The sequence below is a fragment of the Brevundimonas sp. UYEF29 genome (genome assembly GCF_040546195.1).
In the GTDB taxonomy this organism is placed as follows: Bacteria; Pseudomonadota; Alphaproteobacteria; order Caulobacterales; family Caulobacteraceae; genus Brevundimonas; species Brevundimonas huaxiensis.
The window spans coordinates 1-18,230 of record NZ_JBEPNH010000003.1 but is presented as its reverse complement, the minus strand read 5'-3'; the positions used below and the strand labels follow the sequence as shown (position 1 = coordinate 18,230).

Annotated in this window: 20 protein-coding genes; 11 read left to right on the top strand and 9 right to left on the bottom strand. The window is 65.9% G+C overall.

Annotated features, from left to right (window positions below; translation table 11 throughout):
* Positions 1–25: 25 nt before the first annotated feature.
* From ABIB58_RS05725 to flgF, 6 genes are all read right to left on the bottom strand, one after another.
* The gene (locus ABIB58_RS05725; protein ID WP_354039604.1) at positions 26–526 is read right to left on the bottom strand and encodes a hypothetical protein; all 501 of its coding nucleotides are present in this window, start codon (positions 524–526) and stop codon (positions 26–28) included.
* An 11-nt stretch (positions 527–537) separates the two neighbouring features.
* The gene (locus tag ABIB58_RS05720; RefSeq protein ID WP_354039602.1) at positions 538–966 is read right to left on the bottom strand and encodes a hypothetical protein; all 429 of its coding nucleotides are present in this window, start codon (positions 964–966) and stop codon (positions 538–540) included.
* A 142-nt stretch (positions 967–1,108) separates the two neighbouring features.
* The gene (gene flgH, locus ABIB58_RS05715; protein ID WP_045810385.1) at positions 1,109–1,831 is read right to left on the bottom strand and encodes a flagellar basal body L-ring protein FlgH; all 723 of its coding nucleotides are present in this window, start codon (positions 1,829–1,831) and stop codon (positions 1,109–1,111) included.
* Between the two features lie 12 nt (positions 1,832–1,843).
* Complete coding sequence (locus ABIB58_RS05710) at positions 1,844–2,452, bottom strand: flagella basal body P-ring formation protein FlgA (RefSeq protein ID WP_369796263.1); 609 nt, start codon at positions 2,450–2,452, stop codon at positions 1,844–1,846.
* A 10-nt stretch (positions 2,453–2,462) separates the two neighbouring features.
* On the bottom strand, positions 2,463–3,251 hold the full coding sequence (gene flgG / locus ABIB58_RS05705; protein ID WP_045810383.1) for a flagellar basal-body rod protein FlgG: 789 nt from the start codon (positions 3,249–3,251) through the stop codon (positions 2,463–2,465).
* 14 nt (positions 3,252–3,265) lie between these two features.
* A complete protein-coding gene (flgF, locus tag ABIB58_RS05700) occupies positions 3,266–4,006 on the bottom strand; it encodes a flagellar basal-body rod protein FlgF (protein WP_045810382.1) in 741 nt (246 codons plus the stop codon).
* Between the two features lie 180 nt (positions 4,007–4,186).
* Between flgF and ABIB58_RS05695 the strand changes: the two genes are divergently transcribed.
* From ABIB58_RS05695 to ABIB58_RS05665, 7 genes are all read left to right on the top strand, one after another.
* On the top strand, positions 4,187–4,855 hold the full coding sequence (locus tag ABIB58_RS05695; RefSeq protein WP_045810381.1) for a flagellar basal body-associated FliL family protein: 669 nt from the start codon (positions 4,187–4,189) through the stop codon (positions 4,853–4,855).
* A gap of 2 nt (positions 4,856–4,857) precedes the next feature.
* The gene (gene fliM / locus ABIB58_RS05690) at positions 4,858–5,901 is read left to right on the top strand and encodes a flagellar motor switch protein FliM (protein WP_295185390.1); all 1,044 of its coding nucleotides are present in this window, start codon (positions 4,858–4,860) and stop codon (positions 5,899–5,901) included.
* On the top strand, positions 5,901–6,482 hold the full coding sequence (locus ABIB58_RS05685) for a DUF6468 domain-containing protein (protein ID WP_354039598.1): 582 nt from the start codon (positions 5,901–5,903) through the stop codon (positions 6,480–6,482). The genes fliM and ABIB58_RS05685 overlap by 1 nt, the downstream gene beginning before the upstream one ends.
* Before the next feature lie 17 nt (positions 6,483–6,499).
* Positions 6,500–7,420: a MotE family protein gene (locus ABIB58_RS05680; protein ID WP_354039596.1), complete on the top strand. Its 921-nt coding sequence runs from the start codon at positions 6,500–6,502 to the stop codon at positions 7,418–7,420.
* Positions 7,421–7,743: 323 nt separating this feature from the next.
* Complete coding sequence (locus ABIB58_RS05675; protein ID WP_354039594.1) at positions 7,744–7,983, top strand: DUF3297 family protein; 240 nt, start codon at positions 7,744–7,746, stop codon at positions 7,981–7,983.
* 43 nt (positions 7,984–8,026) lie between these two features.
* Positions 8,027–9,472, top strand: a complete 1,446-nt coding sequence (locus tag ABIB58_RS05670; RefSeq protein ID WP_354039592.1) for a M20/M25/M40 family metallo-hydrolase — start codon at positions 8,027–8,029, stop codon at positions 9,470–9,472.
* A gap of 215 nt (positions 9,473–9,687) precedes the next feature.
* Positions 9,688–10,962: a tyrosine-type recombinase/integrase gene (locus tag ABIB58_RS05665; protein WP_354039590.1), complete on the top strand. Its 1,275-nt coding sequence runs from the start codon at positions 9,688–9,690 to the stop codon at positions 10,960–10,962.
* 554 nt (positions 10,963–11,516) lie between these two features.
* Here ABIB58_RS05665 and ABIB58_RS05660 read toward each other — a convergent pair.
* Entirely contained in the window at positions 11,517–12,179 is a 663-nt protein-coding gene (locus ABIB58_RS05660; protein WP_354039588.1) for a hypothetical protein, read from the bottom strand.
* A 247-nt stretch (positions 12,180–12,426) separates the two neighbouring features.
* On the bottom strand, positions 12,427–12,711 hold the full coding sequence (locus tag ABIB58_RS05655) for a hypothetical protein (protein WP_354039586.1): 285 nt from the start codon (positions 12,709–12,711) through the stop codon (positions 12,427–12,429).
* 455 nt (positions 12,712–13,166) lie between these two features.
* Here ABIB58_RS05655 and ABIB58_RS05650 point away from each other — a divergent pair, with 455 nt between their 5' ends.
* Positions 13,167–15,227, top strand: a complete 2,061-nt coding sequence (locus ABIB58_RS05650; RefSeq protein WP_354039584.1) for a ParB/RepB/Spo0J family partition protein — start codon at positions 13,167–13,169, stop codon at positions 15,225–15,227.
* Between the two features lie 69 nt (positions 15,228–15,296).
* Here ABIB58_RS05650 and ABIB58_RS05645 read toward each other — a convergent pair whose 3' ends face one another.
* Complete coding sequence (locus ABIB58_RS05645; RefSeq protein ID WP_354039582.1) at positions 15,297–15,434, bottom strand: hypothetical protein; 138 nt, start codon at positions 15,432–15,434, stop codon at positions 15,297–15,299.
* 314 nt (positions 15,435–15,748) lie between these two features.
* Here ABIB58_RS05645 and ABIB58_RS05640 point away from each other — a divergent pair, with 314 nt between their 5' ends.
* From ABIB58_RS05640 to ABIB58_RS05630, 3 genes are all read left to right on the top strand, one after another.
* Complete coding sequence (locus ABIB58_RS05640) at positions 15,749–16,318, top strand: hypothetical protein (protein ID WP_354039580.1); 570 nt, start codon at positions 15,749–15,751, stop codon at positions 16,316–16,318.
* A gap of 89 nt (positions 16,319–16,407) precedes the next feature.
* Entirely contained in the window at positions 16,408–17,319 is a 912-nt protein-coding gene (locus tag ABIB58_RS05635) for a HEPN domain-containing protein (RefSeq protein ID WP_354039579.1), read from the top strand.
* 131 nt (positions 17,320–17,450) lie between these two features.
* Positions 17,451–18,143, top strand: a complete 693-nt coding sequence (locus tag ABIB58_RS05630) for a hypothetical protein (RefSeq protein ID WP_354039577.1) — start codon at positions 17,451–17,453, stop codon at positions 18,141–18,143.
* Positions 18,144–18,230 lie beyond the last annotated feature (87 nt).

Genomic DNA, 18,230 nt, shown 5'->3' with positions numbered 1-18,230 from the left:
ACGCAAGCCGAGCAGAGCCGATGCGTCAACCGCAGACGGTGAAGAACCGCTCGATTTGCACCTTTGCGGCGGGATGGGCGGCGTAGACGTGACGTTCGTCGTCAGCCCAGGCGGCGATCCAGCCCAGACGGCGGAAGCGCTGGAAGACCGGATCCTTGGTCTTGGCCTGCGCCGTCAGCAGTTCGCCGTCATGCACGACGGCCGGCTCAGATGCGGCGCGATAGCGCTCGGTGTCGCCGCCGGATTCCAGGTAGATTTCGCGGCCCGGCTTGTCGCTGGAGGCCGTTAGTTCCAGCGCGCTCGACCCCATCTGGCAGGCGAGCCGCAGTTTGACATCGTCGCTGTTGGCGACGCCATAGGCCAGCATGGCCTCCTGTCCATCGGTGTTCAGGAACCAGTCGTAACCGGGCGTGGGCGCGGGCGCCGATGCAGTCGCCGCAGAGCCGACTGCGGGCATCGGGGCCTGGGTCGCGCAAGCCGCAAGGGCCGAGACGGCGATCAAGGCTGATATCAATCGAAGACGCATGCGTGAGTTCCTCAACCGGCGCAGCGATCGGCGAAGCGACGCAGCTTGGACATGTGCGGACGTTCGACGGTGATCGTGCTAGCGTCGTCGCCGACGGCGATCGTCATCCGGCCGTTCGACACGAAGGCGGAAAAGGCGGGGTGATCGACGGGGATCGCCGTCTCCAGCTTGCCGCCACGCCCGACGCGGGCCTCGCTGGTGGCCGTCGACCCGCCTGAGGTGATGCGGGCAAAGCCGGCGGACGCATCCGCGCCATAGACCGCGACCGAGACCGCGCCCGAACCCGGCAGGCATTGCAACGTGGCGCGCAGGCTGGCGGTGTCGGGGATGTCGTTGGCCAGCACCATCGGCCCTTCGCCTTCGTACAGGCTCCAGGTCCAGCCTGCGCCGGGCGCAGTCTGTATCGCGGCCGCCATCAGGGCGGAGAGTATCAGCATCATGTGTCAGCCCCCGCCGACGACGCGCAGCGTCGCGTCGCCTTCAATGTCGTCAGACGCGGCTGTGACCGCAAGAGATCGGACGACCGCATTTCCCTTGAACGCGGTTATTCGTCAGCAGTTCAACTCGCAGGGTCAGCGCGCGTCAGAACGGGCTGAAGCGTTCAGCCAGCGCCTGACCGACGGGCGGGGCCTGGACGCGGCTGACGTCGCCACGACCGCCGTAGGAGATGCGCGCCTCGGCGATCTGGGTGTGGTTGATGGCGTTGGCGGACGAGATGTCCTCGGGGCGGACGATGCCGGCGACGGTCAGTTCGCGGACCTCGCGGTTGGTGCGCACTTCCTGCCGACCCTGGATCACCAGGTTGCCGTTGGCCAGGACGTCGGTGACGACGGCGGCGATGGTCAGCGACACCTTCTCGGCGCGGGTGACCGAACCATTGCCTGACGACTTCAGATCGCCTTCCATGCCGACCATCTTCGACGGATCGAAGCCGCCGGGGAAGGCGCGGCCCAGGCTGCTTTCCAGGCCGAACAGGTTGCTGACGCCGGCGTTGATCTCGTTGGAGCGGGAGCGCTGGGTCGAGTTCTGGGTCTGGGCGCGATCGTCAATGTCGATCTTGACCGTCAGGATGTCGCCGATATGACGCGCGCGCTGGTCGCCGAAAAAGGTGCGGGCGCCCGTGCGCCACAGGCTGTTGGCGCTGGCCGGCGTGGTCTCGCGCGCGGGCAGATAGGCTTGCTGCGCCGGGATCAGGGCGGCGGGATAGCCGATGGGGGCCAGTTCCGGGCCGCGCACCGTTTCGGCGACGGTCGAGCAGGCAGCGAGCGGGGCGAGGGCGGCGAGGATCAGGACGGCTTTACGCATGACTGGGATTCCCTAGCGGGCGGCGAACTGTTGGGGATTGGCGCGGGCCATGTCGGCGCCGGGGCCGGCGATGGCCTGGCCGGGACCGGAGGCGACCGCATCGATGACGCGGTTGGAGGCGGTGTTCATGATGGCGACCGGCTCGCCCAGACCGGCGCTGCGCATGGCCTTGCCCATGACGGCCAGGTTCACGCCGCCGACCTGATAGGTGACGCGCACCATATCGTTGCGGGCGATGACCTGCGGCGCGGCGCCGGGGCGATAGGCGGCGCGGGCGATAGGTTGTGCAGTCTGGATGGCGTCTGTTGGCGCGGCTTCGGCCACGGTCTGAACGGGTCCGGCCGAACGGCGCACGGCGACGCGGCGCAGCCCGTTCGGATTGCTCCAGTCCAAGCCCGCCTGACGCGCTTGGGCCTGAAGTTGACCGGCGTCCAGCACGACCGAGGGACCGACGCGTTCGGCGACGGCGACATTGGCCGCAGCGCCCGCGCCCTCGAAAATGTCGCCCAGGGTGACGCGGCCGTCGTCGTCCACGGGGTTGGCGCGCAACACGACCGGGTTTGCGAGGGCGGCGCCGGCGAAGGCGCTGACGGCGGCGGCGAGCAGCAGTGAACGGATCATGGTCATGGCCCTAGCCCTTCACTTGCGAGGCGACGGACAGCATCTGGTCGGCGGTGCTGATGACCTTGGAGTTCATTTCATAGGCGCGCTGGGCCACGATCAGGGCGCTGATTTCCGCCACCGCATCGACGTTCGACGCCTCGGTGTAGTTCTGCATGATCTGGCCATAACCGGCGTCGCCGGGCGTGCCGACGATCGCCGGGCCGGACGCGGCGGTCTCCAGCAGCAGGTTGTCGCCGATGGCTTCCAGTCCGGCCTCGTTGAAGAAGCTGGCCAGTTCGATCTGCCCGACCGTGGTCGGGGCGGGCTGTCCGGCCTGGGTCACCTGCACCAGGCCGGTCTTGGAGATGGACACCTTGGTCGCGTCCTGCGGGATGGTGATCGCCGGCTCCAGCGGATAGCCGTCGTCGGTCACCATCTGGCCTTCCGGATTGACCTGCAGATTGCCGGCGCGGGTGTAGGCCTTTTCGCCAGACGGCAGGCTGATCTGGAAATAGCCCTTGCCGTCGATGGCCATGTCATAGGGGTTGCCGGTCATCTGCGGCGTGCCCTGTTCGGTGACGCGGTAGACGGCCCCCGCCTTGACGCCTGCGCCGATCTGGATGCCGGTTGGAACCACGGTGCCGGCGGCCGAGGACTGAGCCCCCATGCGTTCAACGTTCTGGTACAGCAGGTCCTGGAACTCGGCGCGCTGCTTCTTGAAGCCCACCGTGTTCATGTTGGCGATGTTGTTGGAGATGACCTCCACGTTCAGCTGTTGGGCGGCCATGCCCGAGGCTGCAGTGCGAAGTGCGCGCATCTTGAGGGGCTCCCTTAAGCGGCCTTGCCGAGGCGCTCGACGGCGCGACGGCTCAGGTCGTTGGTGTTGTCGATCATGCGCGATACGCTCTCGTAGGCGCGGCTGATCTCGACGAGATTGGTGATTTCGATCAACGGATTGACGTTGGAGGATTCCAGCGAGCCCTGATGAACCTGGGCGTCGGCGGCCTCGATCGGCTGGGCGTTGGACTTATTGCGGTAGAGGCTGTCGCCGCCCTTTTCGAGCACGCCCAGCGTATCGAAACGCACGACCGACAGCCGGCCGGTGACCTGTCCGTTCTGGGTGATCGTGCCGTCGGCGCCGACGCTGGGCGCGCCGAGCGCCGGGTCCAGCACGATCTCCGCGCCGCCGCCAAGGACGGCCTGACCCTGTTTGGTGGTCAAACGCCCCTCCGGGTCCAGGGTGAAGGCGCCGTCGCGGGTGTAGGCCTCGCCGTTGGCGCCGTCCCGCACGGTGAAGAAGGCGCCCTCGCCGGAAATGGCGAAGTCCAGCGAGCGGCCCGTCTGCTGCATCGAGCCTTGGCCGAAGTCGCGACCGACGCCATTGTCCAGCACGAAGCTGGCAGACGGGCGGATCGAGTCGTTGCGCGCCCGCTGGCCGATCTCGGCGCTCAGCATCAGCTGCTCGACCTTGAAGCCAGTGGTGTTGGCGTTGGCGACGTTGTTGGCCACGATGTCCAGTTCGCGACGCAGCGTCATCTGGCGTGACAGTCCGATATAGGCGGCGTTTTCCACGAGAGGCGTGCTCCTTCGCCTCAGCCTCTCGCAACGGCCGTGCCAACAGTGTTAATTCAGGCGGAGTGCGGGTTTGAGCGGGATCGGGCCGCTTTTGACCCGGCAAATCCTGCCCATTGTAAACGTCGCGTTAACCAAACCGGACGATCCTCGTCATGAGAGAGTCTCTGGGGCGCGCGCATGTTCAAGTTCGGCAAGAAGAAGGGTGCGCCTGCGGCCGACGCCGACGCCGATCTGCCGGCTGTGACCGAAGGCGAGGCCGCCGAGGGCGACGCCGCCGCGCCCAAGAAGAAGAAAATCCCGCTGTTGTTCATCATCGCGCCGGTCGCCCTGTTGGTGCTGGGCGGCGGGGGGGCGGCCGCCTTCTTCATGCTGAAGCCCAAGCCCGCCGAAGCGCACGGCGCCGAGGCCGAAGCCGGCCACGGAGAAGAGAAGGCTGATAAGGCCGAAAAAAAGGAAGAGAAGAAGGAAGGCGGCGGTCACGGCGGCGGCAAGGAAGGCGAGGCCGATCCTGCGCTGGGCGTTATTTCTGAAGGGCCGGATGGCGTCACCTTCTACACCCTGCCCGACATGGTCATGAACATTCAGTCGCCCGACGGCCGTCCGACCTTCTTGAAGCTGAAGCTGACGCTGGAAATGCAGGACGCCGAGGTGGCGACCCATCTGCAGGAAGAGATGCCGCGTCTGCAGGACATGTTCACCGGCTTCGTGCGCGAACTGCGCCCTGAGGACCTCAGCGGCTCGGCCGGCACCTATCAGCTGCGCGCCGAGATTCTGCGCCGCGTCAATCTGATCGCCGCTCCGGGCAAGGTCGACGCCGTGCTGATCGAAGAAATGCTGGTGCAATAGGCATGACGGACGCGGCGCAACTCGATCCGTTCGGCGGTCTGGGCGATCCTGGCGACGCCCTGTCCGAACGCGTCCTGAACCAGGATGAGATCGACAGCCTGCTGGGCTTCGATCTGGGCGACGACGACGGTTCCGAACGCTCGGGCATCCGCGCCATCATCAACTCCGCGCTCGTCAGCTACGAGCGTTTGCCGATGCTGGAGATCGTGTTCGACCGCCTGGTGCGGTTGATGACGACCAGCCTTCGCAACTTCACCTCCGACAACGTCGAAGTCAGCCTGGACAACATCTCGTCGATCCGGTTCGGCGACTATCTGAACTCGATCCCGCTGCCGGCCATCCTTGCGGTGTTTCGCGCCGAGGAGTTGGACAACTACGGTCTACTGACCGTCGATTCCAACCTGATCTATTCGATCGTCGATGTGCTGCTGGGCGGTCGTCGCGGCACGGCGGCGCTGCGCATCGAAGGCCGGCCCTACACCACCATCGAGCGAGTGCTGGTGCAGCGGATGGTCGAGGTGGTGCTGAACGACGCCCGCCAGGCGTTCGAGCCGCTGACCCCGGTCCACTTCAACCTGGACCGGCTGGAGACCAACCCGCGCTTCGCCGCCATCGCGCGTCCCGCCAACGCCGCCATCCTGATCAAGCTGCGGATCGACATGGAGGATCGCGGCGGTCGTATCGAGCTGCTGCTGCCCTATGCGACGCTGGAGCCGATCCGCAAGATGCTGCTGCAGCAGTTCATGGGCGAGAAGTTCGGCCGCGACAACATCTGGGAAGGCCACTTGGCCACCGAGATATGGACCACCGAGACCGAAGTCCGCGCGGTCCTGGACGAACAGCAGATGCCCCTGTCCAGCGTGCTGAACCTCAAGGTCGGCGACACGATGATGCTGAACGCCACGCCGGATTCCGAGGTTTCGATCCGCGCCGGCTCCATTCCGCTGACCACAGGCCGCATGGGTCGCAAGGGCCAGCACATCGCCATACGCGTCGAAGGACCGGTCAATCCGGAAGTCGCCGCCCGCCTGGGAGGGAACGTCTGATGGCCGGGATGATCATGGACGGCGTGCTGATGGTGCTGCTGATCGCGGCGGTCGGCTACGGCATCAAGCTGGAACGCAAGTTGGCCGCCCTGCGCGCTGGACAGCTGGCCTTCGCTCAGGCCGTCACCGAACTGAACGCCGCTGCGGGCCGCGCCGAAAACGCGCTCGCCACCCTTCGGGCCTCGGGTCAGGAAACGGATCTGCTGCACGACCGGATCATCAAGGCGCGTGAGGTCAAGGCCCAGCTGGAGACCCTGATCGCCCGCGCCCCGGCCATGGCGCCGGCCCGTGTCGTCGAGGACGAACCCGTCCGTCGCGCGCCCCAGCCCGCCCTCGCTCCGGCGCCGGCCGCGACTGAAGACGAGGAGCGGGCCGAGCGTATGGCCGCCCTGGCGCAACGCATCCAGGGACTGGCCAGTCCCGCTTCGAACCGTCGCAATGAAGCGGCGGCGTCTGCCGGGCGCGACAATGTCGCCGCCATCGTTCAGGCCCTGACGGCCGGACGCACCGCTAACCATTCCGCCAAACAAAGCCTCAACGCCGCGCGTCGTAATCTCGACGACGACCTGTTCGCCGCCTGAGTTCGGAACCCCATTTTATGGCCCGCCTTCCCCGCATCCTGCCCCTGATCGCCATCGCCATCGGCGGGGTCGTCGCCGTGCGCGCCGTCGGTGTCGCGCCTGGCCTGTTCGACGGGGCCAAGGCCTGGGCCGAGGAGGCGGTTCCCGCTGCCGCCGGCGCGCCGCCCAAACCCGCCCTGCCGGGAACCTGTTCCGCCCTGTCTCCCGAACAGCTGGCCCAGCAGGCCGGGATTTCGCCGGCCGAGCTGAAGATCATCCAATCGTTGTCGCAGCGCCGCGCGGCGCTGGACGCGCGGGATCAGGACTTCGCCACCACCCTGCCGCTGATGGTCGCCGCTGAGCAGAAGCTGGACGCCAAGGTCAAGGCGCTGGAAGCCCTCAAGGTCGAGATGAAGCAAATGCTCGGCCAGGTGGACGAGCGCGAGAAGGCCGAGATCGACCGTCTGGTTCAGGTCTATTCGGCCATGCGTCCCAAGGAGGCCGCCCCGGTCATGGCCGCGCTGGAGGACCGGGTGCGCCTGCCGGTCGCCGCCGCCATGCGTCCGCGCACCCTGGCCGCCATCATGGCCCAAATGAGCGCGCCGCAGGCCAAGGAACTGACCGAGAAGCTCGCTGCCCGCTTCCAGGCCCAACAGATGGCGGCCCGCGCCGCCGCCGCCGAGGCTGCGACGCCTCCGGCCGCCGCGCCCGCCGCTGCTGCGCCCGCCGCCACGACCCCGCCCGCCACACCGACGGCTCAGCCCGCCGCCGCCCCGACGACCCGTCCGACGCCGCGCCCGGCCGCCAACCGTCCCGCTGCGCGACCGGCGGCCCGCCCGACCGCGACTCCGGCGCGCCGTCCCGCCACCACGCCTGCGGCGGCTCCCGCCGCGACCGGCCCGCAGGCCTATCAGCCGTCAGCCGCCCCTAACGCCCAGCCCCGTCAAACTGTGCAGTAACCTTAAGTGTGATCGGTGGACGGACGTTTCGTCTCGACAGTGAAAAGACTTTGACCAATGATCTTCGAACGCTCCGTCAGAGAGCGATTGCATCGAGGATCTGCGCCATGATCGGCGAACTGCTATACATCGCGCATCGCATGCGCCGGGCCATCATACTCGCCGTGCCGGCGGTCGGAACCGTGATGATGGCCGCCGTCGCCCAGCACTATCACCTGCTGCCCTAAGGTCGTCGAACCCGGTTTCCGCCCGGTTTCGGATTGGCAGGGCGCGCCTGCGCGTCTATCACCGCGCCTTCCCGAGATCTGAGCCCGATCAACGCCATGTCCGACACGTCCCCCGATCGTCTTTCGGTCGATCCGTCCAGCCCGCATCACGACGCCGAGGTGCTGCAACGCGGCGTCGGCATTCGCTTCAAGGGCGAAGAGAAGACCAATGTCGAGGAATATTGCGTGTCCGAGGGCTGGGTGCGTCTGGCGCTCGGCAACCGGGTGGATCGCAAGGGCAAGGCTCTGACCGTGAAACTGCAGGGTCCGGTCGAACCCTATTTCCAGAACGACTGAACCTACCTAGGGTCCGGCTCTCATCTGAGTCCGGAGCCTGCCTATGTCCATCCGTCTGCTGACCGCCAGCGCCGTCGCCCTGGGTCTTGTCGCCGTGACCCCGGCGGCCCATGCACAGGATGCGGCGACGGTGCAGCAGGCGATTGTGGTGCGCGACGCCGCGATGCGCTCGAACATCGCCATGGACTATGTCACCCAGCTGACGACGCGGTTCGGCGCGCGCCCGGCGGGTTCGCGCTCCGAGCAGCAGGCCGCCGCCTGGGCCGCCGACTATCTGCGCGCCAACGGCTTCCAGAACGTCCGCATCGAAGAGTTCCCGCTGGTCGGCTGGGAGCGGGGCGAAAGCTCGGCCGCCATCGTCGGCGACAACGCCCAGGCCCTGGTCGCTGCGGCGCTCGGACACTCTCCCGCCACGCCGAGGGGTGGGGTCGAGGCGGAGATCGTGCGCTTCTCGACCTTCGAAGACCTGCAGGCCGCGCCCGAGGCCGCCGTCCGCGGCAAGATCGTCTATGTCGACCTGGGCCAGATGCACCCGATGCAGGACGGCTCCGGCTATGGTCCCCAAACCCGCGTGCGCGGCGCCGGTCCCGGCGTGGCGGCGGCCAAGGGCGCAGTGGCCTTCGTCATGCGCTCGGTGGGTTCTGACGAGGACCGGATGCCTCACACCGGCACGACCCGCTATGTCGACGGCAAGCCGACCATTCCCGCCTTCGCCCTGGCCGCGCCCGACGCCGATCAGGTCAGCCGCCTGGTCGCCCTGGGTCAGCCGGTGCGCCTGCGCCTGACCTCGACCGCCCGCACCTATCGCACCACCAGCCAGAACGTGATCGGCGATCTGCCGGGCGCCACGCGCCCCGACGAGATCATCGTCCTGGGCTCCCACATGGACAGCTGGGACCTGGGCACCGGCGCCATCGACGACGGGGCGGGGGGCGCCATCACCGTCGCCGCCGCCAAGGCCATCGCAGACAGCGGCCGTCGTCCGGCCCGCACCCTGCGCGTCATCTTCTACGGTTCGGAAGAAGTGGCCCAGCCGACCGCCCAGACCGGCAACGGCGGCGGCGTCTACGCGCGCGGCCAGGGCGCGGCGCTTGACAAGCACATCATCGCCGGCGAGAGCGATTTCGGCGCCGACCGCGTCTATGCCCTGCGCCTGCCCGCCGGCGCGCAAGGCTCGGACTTTCAGAAGGCCGCGACCCGCGTCCTCTATCCGATCGGCGTCCTGGCCTCGGATCGGGTCGAGACCGAAGGCGGCGTCGATGTGGGGCCGATGGGCCCGCTGGGCGTCCCCTTCTTCGGCCTGGCTCAGGACGGAACCCGTTATTTCGACCTGCACCACACCGCCAACGACACCCTGGACAAGATCGACCCGGCGCAACTGAATCAGAACGTCGCCGCCTGGGCCGGCCTGCTGTGGCTGATCGCCGACTCCGACGTCGACTTCCGGGCGATGAAGCCTGCGACCACGCCGGCGACCCCGACACGCTGACGACTTGGAGACCCGGCCTGGTTCCGTCTATAGGAGCCGGACCGGGCCAGACCGGGCTGCGGGCGTGGCGAAACTGGTAGACGCAGCAGACTTAAAACCCACTACCGTAGATTTACGTATCTAAATCAATCGGTTAGAGCGGGTACTGACTTACACATGCCTTACACAGTTGCCGTTCGCGGCAGGAAGGTCATGTCGTGGAGTCTCACACGCTCATGGACGGTCGGCTGCACGTCTACCGACGCGAGAACAGCCGGTACTGGCAGTGCGCGACCTATCTCAGTGGTCGCAATCATCGCCAGTCGACGAAAGAAACCAACATCGCCTACGCGCGCGAGTTCGCGCAGGATTGGTATCTTGACCGAGTCGCTGAAGACCGACTGCGGCGGCGTGGCGCTCTTCCCGCGGCGCCGAACACACCGATCGTCATCCCCGAGCGGACTTCACCGAAGCGGCCCGGTGAGAAGACGTTCCGCGAGGCCGCCGCAGCGTTCGAGAAAGAGTACGAGGCGATGACGCTCGGCGAGCGGAACGCCCAGTACGTCGCCAGCAAGGGGAGGGTGATCCGCATCTACCTCAACCCCTTCTTCGGCGACTTGCCGATTTCGGAGGTCTCGGCTGGTCGCATTCAGGACTACAGGCTTCATCGGGTCACGCCGCCGGAGGAGCCGGAGCGCGTGCGCTATGTCTCCGGTGGCCGCGAGCGCATCGGCAAAGCCAAGGCATGGAAACGGCCGAGCCGCCAGACTCTCCACAACGAGATGGTCTGCCTGCGACAGATCCTGAAGTCCGCCAACCGCAAGGGCTGGATCACGGCGCTCCCGGACATGAGCAATCCCTACCGGGCATCCGGCAAGGTCAGCCACCGCGCCTGGTTCTCGCCGGAAGAGTACAAGCGCCTTTACGAAGCGACGCGCGAACGCGCGAAGAACCCGAAGAAGGAGCGCTGGCGCGAGGAGTGCGAGCAGTTCCACGACTTCGTGCTCTTCATGGTCAACACCGGTCTGCGTCCCGACGAGGCGCAACGGCTCGAATTCAGGGACGTGTCCATCGTCGAGGATGAGGCGACCGGCGAGCGGATCCTGGAGATCGAAGTCCGTGGAAAGCGCGGGGTGGGGTTCTGCAAGAGCATGCCCGGCGCCGTTCGGCCGTTCGAACGGGTGCTCAAGCGCAAGAACGGCCAGCCGACCGACCTCGTCTTCGGCCTCGTGCAGCGCGAGCTGTTGAACGCCATCCTCGACGAGCTCGGCCTGAAGAAGGATCGGGATGGACGGCCCCGCACGGCCTACAGTCTGCGGCACACCTATATCTCAATGCGGCTCATGGAGGGCGCGGACATCTATCAGGTCGCCAAAAACTGCAGGACCAGCGTGGAGATGATCGAGAAGTTCTACGCCTCGCACATCAAGAACGTGCTGGACGCCTCCGCGATCAACGTCCGCAAGCCCAAGCTGGCGAAGCGGAAGGCCGCGGGCGCGGATGCCGTTTGACACCGGCCCCCGCCGCAGGTCCAAACGTTTCAGTGAAAGCGTTCGTTTCAGCGCTGCGATGAAATCGGATGAAGGAGTGAATTCGACCCGAGGTCGCGGATAGCAGCAGTCTCGGACAGGAACACGCCGTCGCGGCCACAGTTGAAACGTCGGTCCGCCTTGGCGAGGCGGCACGAACGCGGGTATAGACGCGGCGCAGCTGGCGGGCGTGGCGAAACTGGTAGACGCAACGGACTTAAGCTGAGGATTGAGTGCGCCGGGGGAAATCCCGGACGTAGAACCGCTCAAAGTCGGGGAACCCTGTCAGATGGCGATCCCGAGCCAAGCCCGCCTTCGGACGGGAAGGTGTAGAGACTAGACGGGCGGCGTCTAAGGCCTTCGGGCTATGACGAAGGGATAGTCCAGACCACGAACGGCTCCATTCCGGGGCCGGCGGCGAAAGTCGAAGTGGTACGAAAATCCGTCGGGCATTGCCCATGCCGGTTCGACCCCGGCCGCCCGCACCATCGACCGAGGTCTCAGCTTCAGGGCGAGCCCTCGAGCGCAGCATTTGCCTAGGGCCGTAGTGCGATGAGCCCCGTGACCCGCTCCACCTTATCTAGCCAGGTTGCCGCCTCTGGCCGCCTGTATTCGACCAATTCCCGGATCGAGGCATAGTCGCCGGCAAGGTTGCGAGCGAAGATCGGCTCATGATGCGCGATCCGGTTCCGGAATTTCCGGATCCTTTCCAGATCGGAGAAGATTTTGGCGCGCGCTTGGGCCACCGTCAGGCCTGCTGGCAATCCAGGAAGAACAGCTTGCAGATGCTGATCCCAGATCCTGCTGTCCTGCCCGCGGGTAAATACCTTCTCCCAGAAAGCAAAGTTGAGCTCTGAAACGACCTTGCCCACGGTCGGCTGGCGTGCCGCGACCTGCTGGAGGTTGCGCTGGGGGTCGTAATCGAACTGCCGTCTCGGAACGGGGAGGCTTCTGATGAAGCCATTCACCCACGGCCAGTTCGCGCCGTGAACCGACTCGATCCCATCCGCAGCCGCATTGCGGATGGCGACCTCACAAAGGTGAAGAGGGACCATGAAGGCAGAAGAGACCTCCATGTTCCAGGCGTAAAGCTCCAGCGCCTGGTCGATGTGACCCTGTTTTGCCTGAAGATAGGTCGCGAAGCGCGGCGCCGAAATGACGTCCGGAAGATCTGTGATTTCCTGAGGCGTGAACGGCATAGTGCTAACCTATGCGGTAAGAATCGAGACTGTCGATGGGGTGACGGACTTTCACTTTCGAGTTGACACTCTCACCCTTAAGCACCATCTGTTCGTCACTGGCTTTGAGACACGCGGGCGCAAGCCTCCCCTCATCGTCGATGGATTACGGAAAGCCCGCCAGAGATGGCGGGCTTTTTGTTGGCTGACGCGGACCCTGCATCGATGATGTCAGCCATCCCCGATTGCGGAGGGTCAACGCGCTCAGTCAGTGAATCGACGGGCCCGGCGCTGGCAAAGGCGGTTCAGTCATGACGATGCTGGCCACCATCGCGTCGATCTCAGCGAGCAGCTCGGTCAAATCATGGCCGTCGAACCGCTTTTGCGCGGCTTCGCGCCAAGCGGCCCGCAGCAGATTCCGCGCTGCTTCTGGCGCCATGTCCTCAAGGTAGATAAGGCCACGGTCGGCTAGAAGCCTTCTGGCGACGACACCGGCCTGTTCGGCCAGATCATCGTAGATCGCCATCTCTTCGGCGGTGAGCTCTTCTGCCAAGGCGATCCTCTCAGGTCGCAAAAAGGGGACGGGCCTGGAACTTCTGCGAGGAAGCCCGGGGTTTCGGAGCCGACCGCCGCCGACGTCAAGGACGTCCCCCGGCTCTCGGTCGGCCCCTATCTTGCCGGAACCCGTCGCGACTAGCCTAACGCCTCTCCAACGGGACGCAATCAGGACCGCTGGCCGGTGGAGCGCGTCGCGGATTACAGAAAGCGCTAAGGGCTCCGCCCTCGCGCGGGCCAGGGTGAAGCGGCTACGCCGCCGGATCGGCCGGTCTCCCCGACCTTCCGCGCCGGCGATGGTCGCCATGTTTCGATTTCCAGAGAGGCTTGTGCAGGTCGGGCGATCCCCCTCCGGCCGATCCGCCCTGGCCCTTGCTACCCCGGTCTCGCCGACGGGCAGGGTTTCAGGCGCGCCTTCCGCGTGCCTGCAACCCTTGCCCAAAGGAGGCAGACATGACTGCTCAATCCACCCAAGCCCGTACCCCTGCGGCGGCTGACGCCGCCGCGACCGGAGCGGATCAGGAGCCGGTGCACGGCGCGGAAATCTTCGTGCCGCTCAATCTGTTGAAGGCGTCGGATAAGAACGCCCGGAAGGTGAAGCACTCGGAGGCGTCCATCGAGGCGCTGGCCGCGTCGATCAAGGCAAAGGGGGTGTTGCAGCCGCCCGTGGTCGAAATCGAGCGGGGAGAGGCCGGGGCGCCGACCGGGAAGTACCTGGTCACCATCGGGGAGGGGCGGCGTCAGGCCCTGCGGCTGCTGGTCAAGCGCAAGGCCATCAAGCGGAACCATCCGGTTCGCGTGACGGTGGATACCGAGAACGACGCCCATGAAATCAGCCTCGACGAGAACGTCACCCGCGAGGCCATGCATCCGGCCGATCAGTTTGAGGCCTTCAAGCGGCTGTCCGACGAGAAGGGCTATGGCGCCGAGGACATCGGTGCCCGGTTCGGCGTGACCGCGACCGTGGTGCGCCAACGGCTGCGGCTCGGGGCTGCGGCGCCGGAGTTGATGACGGCCTATCGAGAAGGCGCTCTGGCGCTGGATCAGCTGATGGCCTTCTGCGTCAGCGCCGATCAGGACCGGCAGCGGCAGGTGTTCGAACAGTTGGGCGAGTACCGGCCTGTCCACGCCATCCGTCGCGCCATGACCGAGGCCAAGGTCCGCGCCGACGACAAGCGGGCCCGCTTCGTCGGCGTCGAGGCCTATGAGGCCGAGGGGGGAACGGTGCTGCGCGACCTGTTCACCGAGGACGGCGGCGGCTGGCTGGAGGACCCGGCCCGGCTGGACCGGATGGTCGGCGACAAGCTGGCCGGTCTGGCGGACGAGGCGCGCCAGCGTGAGGGCTGGAAGTGGGCCGAGGCGGCGACCGACTATGCGGAGGTCAACGCCCTGGGCCGGGTCTATCCGGTCGAGGTCGTCCGGTCGGAAGAGGATGCGGCGCAGATCGCGGCCCTGTCGGAAGAGTATGACGCGCTCGTTTCCGGAATCGACGCGGCGGACGCCCTGTCGCCCGAGGCGGACGCCCGGCTCGAGGAAATCGACAAGGCCCTGCAAGCGTTCGGTCCGGACTTCGACTATCCCGCCGAGGTCAAGGCGCGCGCAGGGGTTCTGGTTCTGCTCGGCCATGACGGTCTGGCCCGTTTCGAGCGCGGGCTGGTGCGGGCCGAGGATGTGGTCAGCGACCGTCCCGCCGATGCGGAGCCGCCGGACGGCTGGACCGCAGAAGGCGAAGGCGACGGGGACGCGCCCTCCGCGTCGGACCCGGAAGCGGACGAGGGCCTGACGCCCCTGTCCGAACGTCTGGTCATCGACCTGACGGCCCACCGCACCATGGGCCTTCGCGACGCGGTTCAGGCCGACGAAAACATCGCCCTGACCGTCGTGGTCCATGCGCTGGCCTTGCAGGTCTTCTATCCGGCGTGGGGAACGTGGACGCCGCTGCAACTGCGGTTGAGCGTGACCGGGCTGGAGGGGCTGGCGCCGGGCGTCAGTGACGGCCCGGCGGGACGGCGCGTGGCCGACCGGCTGGAGGCGTGGGGCGCGCGGCTTCCGGAGGAAGCCCGCGATCTGTGGGCCGTGCTGGCAGTCATGCCGCCGTCCGACCTGCTGGACCTGATGGCCTGCTGCGCGGGTGTTGGCCTCTACGCCGTGCGCGATCCGCATGACCGGAAGCCCGACGCTCTGGCTCACGCCGAGACGCTGGCGACCGTGATCGGTCTGGACATGGCCGGGACGTGGTCCGCGACGGCCGCGTCCTACTTCTCGCGGGTCGCCAAGGCGAGGGTGCTGGAAGCCGTGACCGAGGCGACGACCCCCGAGGAAGCCGGGCGGATCGCCGGGTTCAGGAAGGGCGACATGGTCGAGGCCGCCGAACGACTGGTCGAGGGCAAGGGCTGGCTGCCGCCCATCCTGCGGACCGCCCCGGCGCTTGGTCCGGACGCACCGGAGCCGGAAGGCGAGGCGACCGAGCCGCCGCCGTCCGATGACGACGCCTATCGGTTCGCCGCCGAATAGACGGCGACAGGTCCGAAAACTCGCCGCGCGCCCTTTGGGGGCGCGCGGCTTTTTTGTCGTGAGCGCCGACTAGCCGGCGAAGGTGAAGTAGATCGTGGCCACGAGGACCAGGACCACCACCACGGCGAGGCCGAGGCCGCTGGCGGAAAGTCGCCAACCGGGGCCTTCGAAGTCGAAGCGGTGCTTTTCGGGATCGTTGGTCGTCATTCGAACTCTAGCCTTTCTAAAAAGGCCTCGGCTCTGTCGCGTGTTGCAGATGCAGCAGCAGGCAGAGATCCGAGACCGGTTGGGTCTCTGCCGTTCCAACCGATCTGCGCCGGGGACGAACGGATATCTCGCGGAACCCGTTACTTGAGGGGGTTCCTTTACCTGCCGCAGTAGTCACACTCAGACGTTCTTGCGCGGCGTCACCAGATGATTTCGAGGTGAGAGCGTTGATACCATAACGCGGTGCGGCCACGCGGGTTGCACACTGCGGGCTTACGGCTATCCCCGGAGAACAGTTCATCCACGGAGGATTCGTGAGCGCGATATCCGAACGCACCAAGCACAAGGCGCAGGTCTACGACGTGGCCTTGAACGCCTTCTTTCGCACCCGCGATCTCGACGCCGAAAGCCTCGGAACGCCGAAGGCCGATATTGGCTGGGATATCGCCGAGGCTATGGTCGCGGCAGCTATCAGCGGCGTCACCTACAAGACCCGCAACCAGGCTACGCTCACCGACGCCGCGATGCTGCTGCGGGGTCTTGCCGACAAGGTTGAGCAGGATGGACTCGCCGGTCTGGACTGGGGCTACAAGGGGGGCATGCTCTCCCGCCACGCTTGGCGCCCGAACATCCGGACGTCCGACGGCCGCGATCAGCTCGACAAGCGCACGGCCGCACTCATCGACGGGTTGATGGGCACGACCCGGTCGCGCACGGTTGCGGACAAGCGCGCGATCGTCTGCCTGTCTTTCGCTCGCATGGCGTTCGATCAGGTGTGCGACCTCATCGATCAGGAACCGGAGAGCGCCGAGGGCATCCGGAGCGCGGCCGTCGCCATTGTCGAGAACCGCCTCGAAGACCTGAAGACCACGTCGGCCCTGTAAGGGGGGAGGGTGCAAGTAGACCCCGCCGACCTGTGCAGAAGATACAATCATGCCTTGCCCGGACGCAGGTCATCGGGGAGACTCGCGCCGTGAAGAAAACCCTCGATCATTTGCCGCTGCCCAAGCAGACCGAGCTGCGTCACGTCATCGACGTGATCCGCGCCTCCTTCGAGGAAGCGATAGCCACGCGACGTGCCGAGCGCCTGAAGAACGGCAAGATCCTCAAGCTCATCCTTTATGGATCGTATGCGCGGGGCGATTGGGTTCACGACCCCGTCGGCCGCTATTTCTCCGATTTCGACCTTCTGATCGTCGTCGACCACGAAGACCTGACAGACGGCGAGTTCTGGTACGACGCCAACAACCGGACCATGCCGGGCGAGGGCGAAGTACGGACGCCCGTCAGCATCATCGTTCACAGTCTGAACGACGTGAACGACCAGCTGGATCGCGGGCGCTACTTCTTCGCCGACATTCTGCGCGACGGCGTCATCCTCTACGACACTCCCGGCGCGAAGCTGCATAAGCCGGCGAACATCAAGGCCAAGGCTGCACTAGCCGAAGCGGAGGATTTCTTCGCCGAATGGATGGCCAGCTCGAAGGACTTCTCTGAAGTCGCTGCTTTCTGCGTTGCCCAAGACAAGCCAAAACTGGCGGCCTTCAACCTGCATCAAGCGACTGAACACCTCTACCACTGCGTTCTGTTGGTGGTGACGCTCTACAGCGGCAAGGTCCACAATATCGCCTTCCTCCGCAAGAAGGCCGAGGCCATCGACGCGCGCCTCGCCGATGCCTGGCCGCGAGAAACCAAGTTCGAGCGCCGTTGCTTCGAGCTTCTGCGGGAAGCCTACGTCAAGGCGCGCTACTCGAAGCACTACAAGATCAGCAGCGACGAGCTGGCGTGGTTGACCGAACGAGTGGACGCTCTGCGAATGCTGGCTACAAACGTGTGCCAGGAACGCCTGCGTGTGCTCCGTACGAAAGCGGCTGATCAAGCGTAGATCATCGTCTACTCGCTCCTGTCGAAGCAAAGTCCAGCTCAATCATGACTAGTTCTAGCGACGAAGCTGCCTTTGCCCAGCCATGCTGGCAGGAAGATCACTTTCCGTTCAGCCTCCGTGCGGAGCCAGCAATGCTGGACACGGCCTACGGCTTCGTTCGAACAAGCTCGCACCAGTGGGATGGCGGCGGCGGTCGGACAGATCTCCACGACATGCTAGGCTTGCTTTGGGCGGGCGTCCTTCGGGCCAATGGCGTCGCATCCGCTCACGTCGCAGGCGAACAAGGTTGGTGTGGTGCCCCCGAGATCGCCGCTCGGACGCTGTTCTTCGATCAACTGCAACGTCCAAACCTCTCCACAAATGGCCCTTCGGAATTAGAGCGGCTGGTAGCCCATACTGGATGGGCAGCTCACGCAATCCACACCGCAATTGGAATGGAGGAGCCACAGCTGAAAGAACCGACCTATCAGTGGGATGTAGCCCCCTCCTGGCTTGATGGCATCGGAAAGCATTATGCCATCGACAAGGGCATCTTCGTCAGTCGGAGGAACCCTGACTGGGAGTACTTCGTCAATCGCCAGAACACCGCTTCGATTATCCGACTGACCGGGGAGAATGCGGTAGAACTCCGATCTTGCTTTTCATTCTTCGAACCGCGCGTTGCAATGCTCGGTGAGGACTTTGCGGTGCTGGCGGGCGGGATTCGCAACGTCGTAGCCGCAAGCAGCGCAAACCGTGCGGTGAAGCTGCTTCATATCGTCGAAGGCAAGTCTGCGCTCCCCTGGATAGGAGCCGGCGCGACCGTGCGAGACTATGTGACGTGACCCCCATTTCTCATCCAGCCATAACGAGAGTCCTTTGGTGATCTGAGCTGGGGTTGTCGGGGTTGGCAAGAGGCCGGTCAGCGCAGC

Bases quoted from the DNA above. Each gene is read 5' to 3' on its own strand.
- ABIB58_RS05725 (WP_354039604.1), bottom strand. From the start codon at position 526: ATGCGTCTTCGATTGATATCAGCCTTGATCGCCGTCTCGGCCCTTGCG.
- ABIB58_RS05720 (WP_354039602.1), bottom strand. From the start codon at position 966: ATGATGCTGATACTCTCCGCCCTGATGGCGGCCGCGATACAGACTGCG.
- flgH (WP_045810385.1), bottom strand. From the start codon at position 1,831: ATGCGTAAAGCCGTCCTGATCCTCGCCGCCCTCGCCCCGCTCGCTGCC.
- ABIB58_RS05710 (WP_369796263.1), bottom strand. From the start codon at position 2,452: ATGATCCGTTCACTGCTGCTCGCCGCCGCCGTCAGCGCCTTCGCCGGC.
- flgG (WP_045810383.1), bottom strand. From the start codon at position 3,251: ATGCGCGCACTTCGCACTGCAGCCTCGGGCATGGCCGCCCAACAGCTG.
- ABIB58_RS05695 (WP_045810381.1), top strand. From the start codon at position 4,187: ATGTTCAAGTTCGGCAAGAAGAAGGGTGCGCCTGCGGCCGACGCCGAC.
- fliM (WP_295185390.1), top strand. From the start codon at position 4,858: ATGACGGACGCGGCGCAACTCGATCCGTTCGGCGGTCTGGGCGATCCT.
- ABIB58_RS05685 (WP_354039598.1), top strand. From the start codon at position 5,901: ATGGCCGGGATGATCATGGACGGCGTGCTGATGGTGCTGCTGATCGCG.
- ABIB58_RS05680 (WP_354039596.1), top strand. From the start codon at position 6,500: ATGGCCCGCCTTCCCCGCATCCTGCCCCTGATCGCCATCGCCATCGGC.
- ABIB58_RS05675 (WP_354039594.1), top strand. From the start codon at position 7,744: ATGTCCGACACGTCCCCCGATCGTCTTTCGGTCGATCCGTCCAGCCCG.
- ABIB58_RS05670 (WP_354039592.1), top strand. From the start codon at position 8,027: ATGTCCATCCGTCTGCTGACCGCCAGCGCCGTCGCCCTGGGTCTTGTC.
- ABIB58_RS05665 (WP_354039590.1), top strand. From the start codon at position 9,688: ATGGACGGTCGGCTGCACGTCTACCGACGCGAGAACAGCCGGTACTGG.
- ABIB58_RS05660 (WP_354039588.1), bottom strand. From the start codon at position 12,179: ATGCCGTTCACGCCTCAGGAAATCACAGATCTTCCGGACGTCATTTCG.
- ABIB58_RS05650 (WP_354039584.1), top strand. From the start codon at position 13,167: ATGACTGCTCAATCCACCCAAGCCCGTACCCCTGCGGCGGCTGACGCC.
- ABIB58_RS05645 (WP_354039582.1), bottom strand. From the start codon at position 15,434: ATGACGACCAACGATCCCGAAAAGCACCGCTTCGACTTCGAAGGCCCC.
- ABIB58_RS05630 (WP_354039577.1), top strand. From the start codon at position 17,451: ATGCTGGACACGGCCTACGGCTTCGTTCGAACAAGCTCGCACCAGTGG.